The following is a 5,524-nucleotide window of genomic DNA, read 5'->3' as shown; positions in this document are numbered from 1 at the left end:
CTCGGATGGACGCAATGAGCCAACATGGCTTAAAGACATCCGTTTAAAAGGAGCAGAGCTTTTTGATACGCTTGCTCTTCCAAAACCTGATAAAACGAAAATAGATAAATGGAATTTCACAGCTGGTAGCTATAACCTTGCTGAAGTAAAAGCAGCAGATAATGTCGCTTCTCTTGCTGAGGGAATTCGTAACCTTGTTGGTGAAGAAGATAAAGTAGAATCCCTTCTCGCTCAACAAGATGGTTCAACTGTATACACAAAGACTTCTAAAGAATTAACGGACAAAGGTGTTATTTTCACAGATCTTGCAACGGCTGTAGCTAAGCATGAGGACCTTGTGAAGAAATATCTTTTCGGTGAAGCTGTGCAAGTTGACGAAAACCGTCTAACGGCTCTACACGCTGCGTTACTTAATGGAGGAGCATTTATCTATGTGCCACGTAATGTAGAAGTAGAAGTGCCTCTTCAAGCGGTTTATGCGCTTGGTGCAAAAGATGCTGGTTTATTCAACCATGTAATCGTTGTAGCAGAAGAGAATAGCTCAGTCACTTACGTTGAAAACTATGTATCACTTAGTGAAGATGCAACAGTAGCAAACATTGTCGCTGAAGTATATGCAGCACAAGGAGCTAAAGTAGCATTTGGAGCAGTGGACAACCTTTCAAGCAATGTGACTACGTATGTTGTACGTCGTGGACATGTTGATCGTGATGCTCGTCTAGAGTGGGCGCTTGGTCAAATGAACGATGGAAACACAGTGTCAGAGAACACAACTCATCTAGTAGGGGATGGTTCTTGGACAGATACGAAAACTGTTACTATTGGTCGCGGCAACCAAAAACAAAATTTCACAACACAGATCTTCCATCACGGGAAGAATTCTGAAGGATATATTTTAAAGCATGGTGTTATGCGTGATTCCGCAACAGCAATCTTTAACGGGATCACAAAGATTGAGCATGGTGCTACGAAATCAAATGGTGAACAAACGGAGCGAGTTCTTATGCTTAGTGAAAAAGCGCGTGGAGATGCGAACCCAATTCTTCTTATTGATGAAGATGATGTAACAGCAGGTCATGCTGCTTCTGTAGGTCGTATTGATCCACTTCAAATGTTCTACCTAATGAGCCGTGGTATCTCTCGTAAAGAAGCGGAAAGACTTGTTATTCATGGTTTCTTAGCTCCTGTTGTCACTCAATTACCGATCGAGTCAGTAAAAGAGCAATTGCGTGAAGCAATTGAAAGGAAAGTTCTGTAATGAACGTAGCTGAGATCAAGAAACACTTTCCGATTCTTGACCAACATGTAAACGGACATCCTCTTGTCTATCTTGATAGTGCAGCGACTTCACAAAAGCCTGCATCCGTCATTGAAAAGCTTGATGATTATTATCGTCGTTATAATTCTAATGTGCACCGTGGTGTTCATACACTAGGAACAATGGCGACCGATGAATATGAAGGAGCGCGTGAGAAGGTTCGTACGTTTATTAATGCAACATCAGCTGAAGAGATTATCTTTACTCGTGGTACCACAACTGCACTAAATCTTGTAGCAGGAAGCTATGGTCGTGCTAATCTTTCGGCAGGTGATGAAATTGTCATCACGCCAATGGAACATCACAGCAATATCATCCCGTGGCAACAGGTAGCGCGCGCGACTGGTGCAACATTAACGTATTTGCCACTTCAACCCGACGGTACGATTGACCTTAAAGATGTTGAAGAGATAATCAGTGAGAAAACAAAGATTGTCTCAGTGATGCAAGTGTCAAACGTACTTGGTACGATCAATCCTGTTAAAGAAATTGCAGAGATTGCTCATCGTAACGGTGCGATTATGGTTGTTGATGGAGCGCAAAGTGCCCCTCATATGAAGGTCGATGTACGTGATTTAGATTGTGATTTCTTCGCATTCTCAGGTCATAAGATGGGTGGGCCAACTGGAATTGGTGCCTTGTACGGTAAGAAAGAGTTACTAAACAAGATGGAACCTATTGAGTTTGGTGGCGAGATGATTGATTTTGTTGGACTTCAAGAATMAACATGGAAAGAGTTACCTTGGAAATTTGAAGGCGGTACACCGATTATTGCAGGAGCAATTGGTCTAGGTGCTGCCATCGATTTTCTCAATGAGATTGGTCTAGATGAAGTTGAAAAGCACGAACATGAGCTAGCTCTCTATGCAATGGAGCGTCTTTCCGAGATTGATGGAATGACGATTTTTGGACCAAAGCATCGTGCAGGCGTTGTGACATTCAATYTAGATGATGTTCATCCTCATGATGTGGCGACTGTCCTTGATGCAGAGGGAATTGCGGTTCGAGCAGGTCACCACTGTGCTCAGCCACTCATGAAATGGCTTGACGTAACAGCAACGGCTCGAGCCAGCTTCTACATTTACAATTCAAAAGAAGATGTAGATACCCTCAAAGRGAGCTTAGTAAAAACAAAGGAGTACTTTGGCGATGTCTTTTAATAACCTTGATACCTTGTATCGACAGGTGATTATGGATCATTATAAAAATCCACGAAATCGCGGAGAGTTTGATGGAGACACTTTAACAGTCAACATGAACAACCCGACATGTGGTGATCGTATACAGATTCAAATGAAGTTAGAAGGCGATCGTATTTCTGAAGCGAAGTTTGTAGGAGAGGGCTGTTCAATCAGCCTAGCTTCTGCATCAATGATGACTCAAGCGGTAAAAGGCTTAACAGCTGAGGAAGCGATCGCAATGTCTGAGCTCTTCTCTAATATGATGCTTGGAAAAGAGTATGATGAAGATCGTTTTGATTTAGGTGATATTGAAGCACTTCAAGGGGTTTCAAAGTTTCCAGCGCGTATTAAATGTGCAACACTCGCATGGAAAGCAATGGAGAAAGGCCTAAACGAAAAAGAATAGAGGTTTATTCTCACTTTTGTTATAGTGAGAGTAAGCACCAATCTAAGGAGGTTTTCCGAAATGGCTAAAAAAATGCCTGAAATCGGTGAATACAAATACGGGTTCTCGGATCGTGACGTATCAATCTTCCGTTCAAAACGTGGTTTAACTCGTGAGATCGTAGAAGAAATTTCACGTATGAAAAGCGAGCCTGAATGGATGCTTAATTTCCGCTTGAAATCGTTAGAGCAATTTTATAAAATGCCTATGCCTCAATGGGGTGGCGATCTTTCTGAACTTCACTTTGATGACATTACGTACTACGTAAAGCCATCTGAGAAGTCGGAGAAATCATGGGATGAAGTTCCTGAAGAAATCAAAAACACATTTGATAAGCTTGGAATTCCCGAAGCTGAGCAAAAGTACCTTGCAGGTGTATCGGCTCAGTACGAATCAGAGGTTGTTTACCACAGTATGAAAGAAGAGCTTACTGAACAAGGTATTCTTTTCACTGATACAGATAATGCTTTACGCGAGCATGAAGAAATTTTCAAAGAACATTTTGGTACGATTATTCCTCCAACTGACAACAAATTCGCAGCCTTAAACTCTGCGGTATGGTCTGGTGGATCATTCATCTATGTGCCTAAAGGGGTTAAATCGGATACGCCACTTCAAGCTTACTTCCGTATTAACTCTGAGAACATGGGTCAGTTTGAGCGTACGCTAATCATTGCTGATGAAGATAGTTCTGTTCACTACGTAGAAGGTTGTACAGCTCCTGTTTATTCAACGAACTCACTACACAGTGCGGTTGTTGAGATCATCGTAAAGAAAAATGCATATTGCCGTTATACTACGATCCAGAACTGGGCTCCAAACATCTTCAACCTCGTAACAAAGCGTGCCGTTGCAGATGCTGGGGCAACAATGGAATGGGTTGATGGTAACATCGGTTCAAAACTGACGATGAAATACCCAGCAGTTGTTATGCGTGGTGAAGGAGCAAAAGGTACGATCCTTTCAATCGCTATCGCGGGTAAAGGGCAACACCAAGATGCTGGTGCAAAGGTTCATCACTTGGCGCCGAACTGTTCTTCAACCATTGTTTCAAAATCAATTTCAAAGCACGGTGGTAAAGTAACATACCGTGGTATTTGTCACTTCGGACGTAAATCTGAAGGGTCTAAATCGAAAATTGAGTGTGATACATTGATTATGGATAACGAATCAACATCTGATACGATCCCATACAATGAGATCTTAAATAACAACATCACACTTGAGCATGAAGCGACGGTTTCAAAAGTATCTGAAGACCAGCTCTTCTACTTAATGAGCCGTGGTATTTCTGAGCAAGAAGCAACAGAAATGATCGTAATGGGCTTCATTGAGCCATTTACAAAAGAACTTCCAATGGAGTATGCCGTTGAAATGAACCGTCTTATCAAGTTTGAGATGGAAGGTTCAATCGGTTAAGGATTGGATTATGATTGAGAACGTGCTTTGCACGTATGAAAAGCGGGTCCATAATGGATTCGCTTTTCTTTTCTACATATTACAACCTTTGGCGATTAAACGTCATTTACTAGCAGCAACACAATTACTACACTTTATCTTCTTCAAAAAGGAAAGGTGAGTTCGTTGATATATATTGGATTAGCGGGTTGGGGAGATCATGATGATTTATATGAGGGAACACCAAGTCATGCTAAGCTTGAGACGTATTCAAGTTTTTTTCCGATTGTTGAATTAGATTCTTCTTTTTATGCCGTTCAACCATTGCGTAACATGGAAAAGTGGGCAAGAGAGACACCACCTGGCTTTCAATTTATTGTGAAAGCGTATCAAGGAATGACCGGGCACCAGAAAGGCTCAGCCCCATTTGATACGCGAGAAGAGATGTTTCAAGCTTTTATCGCGTCACTTCAACCACTTCTAACAGCTGGAAAACTTGCGATGGTTCTATGCCAATTCCCACCTTGGTTTGATTGCAAAAAAGAGCATGTTGATTACATACGTTTTGTCAAAGAACAATTAAAGAATATCCCTTGTGCACTTGAATTCCGCAACCAGACTTGGTTTACAACAGGTATGAGAGAACGAACCCTTTCCTTTATGAAAGAAGAAAATTGGATTCATAGCATTTGCGATGAGCCACAGGCAGGTATCGGTTCAATTCCAACCGTGTTGCAAGCGACAAATGAAGAAAAGACATTAATTCGTATGCACGGTCGAAATCGTCATGGCTGGAATGATCCTGGGAATGGGAAGTGGCGAGATGTACGCTATTTATATCAGTATAAAAACCATGAACTTGAGGAATGGAAGAGAAACCTCGAACAACTTAAAAACGAGTCGAAAACGATCTACATGATTTTTAATAATAACTCAGGGGGAGATGCTGCTGGCAATGCCYAAGAGATGATTTCTTTAATGGACATTGAATATACAGGGCTTGCTCCTAGACAACTTGATTTATTTTCGGAATGATAAAAGAAAAATAAAGGACGGTCCTTTTTATGGAGTGGATAGTACTCATTATTGTTGGCCTTATTGCAGGCACGTTTGGAAGTTTACTCGGGTTGGGTGGAGGAATTATTGTGGTGCCAGCACTCTTAATTTTAAGCACCACTCTTG

5 protein-coding genes are annotated in these 5,524 nt (G+C 41.5%); all 5 read left to right on the top strand.

The window, feature by feature from the left end; all coding sequences use genetic code 11:
• Positions 1 to 1,258, top strand: a 1,258-nt coding sequence (sufD, locus tag AB685_RS25520) for a Fe-S cluster assembly protein SufD (protein ID WP_047973399.1), incomplete at its 5' end; no start/stop codon positions are given.
• Positions 1,258 to 2,478, top strand: coding sequence for a cysteine desulfurase (locus AB685_RS25515; RefSeq protein ID WP_047973398.1), 1,221 nt, complete (start codon positions 1,258 to 1,260; stop codon positions 2,476 to 2,478). The genes sufD and AB685_RS25515, both read left to right, overlap by 1 nt.
• Positions 2,468 to 2,905, top strand: a complete 438-nt coding sequence (gene sufU, locus AB685_RS25510) for a Fe-S cluster assembly sulfur transfer protein SufU (RefSeq protein ID WP_047973397.1) — start codon at positions 2,468 to 2,470, stop codon at positions 2,903 to 2,905. The genes AB685_RS25515 and sufU overlap by 11 nt, the downstream gene beginning before the upstream one ends.
• A 60-nt stretch (positions 2,906 to 2,965) precedes the next feature.
• A complete protein-coding gene (sufB, locus tag AB685_RS25505; protein ID WP_047973396.1) occupies positions 2,966 to 4,363 on the top strand; it encodes a Fe-S cluster assembly protein SufB in 1,398 nt (465 codons plus the stop codon).
• Between the two features lie 165 nt (positions 4,364 to 4,528).
• Positions 4,529 to 5,377, top strand: coding sequence for a DUF72 domain-containing protein (locus AB685_RS25500; RefSeq protein WP_047973395.1), 849 nt, complete (start codon positions 4,529 to 4,531; stop codon positions 5,375 to 5,377).
• Positions 5,378 to 5,524 lie beyond the last annotated feature (147 nt).

The sequence above is a fragment of the Bacillus sp. LL01 genome, assembly GCF_001037965.1.
This window is presented reverse-complemented; position numbering and strand designations above follow the sequence as displayed.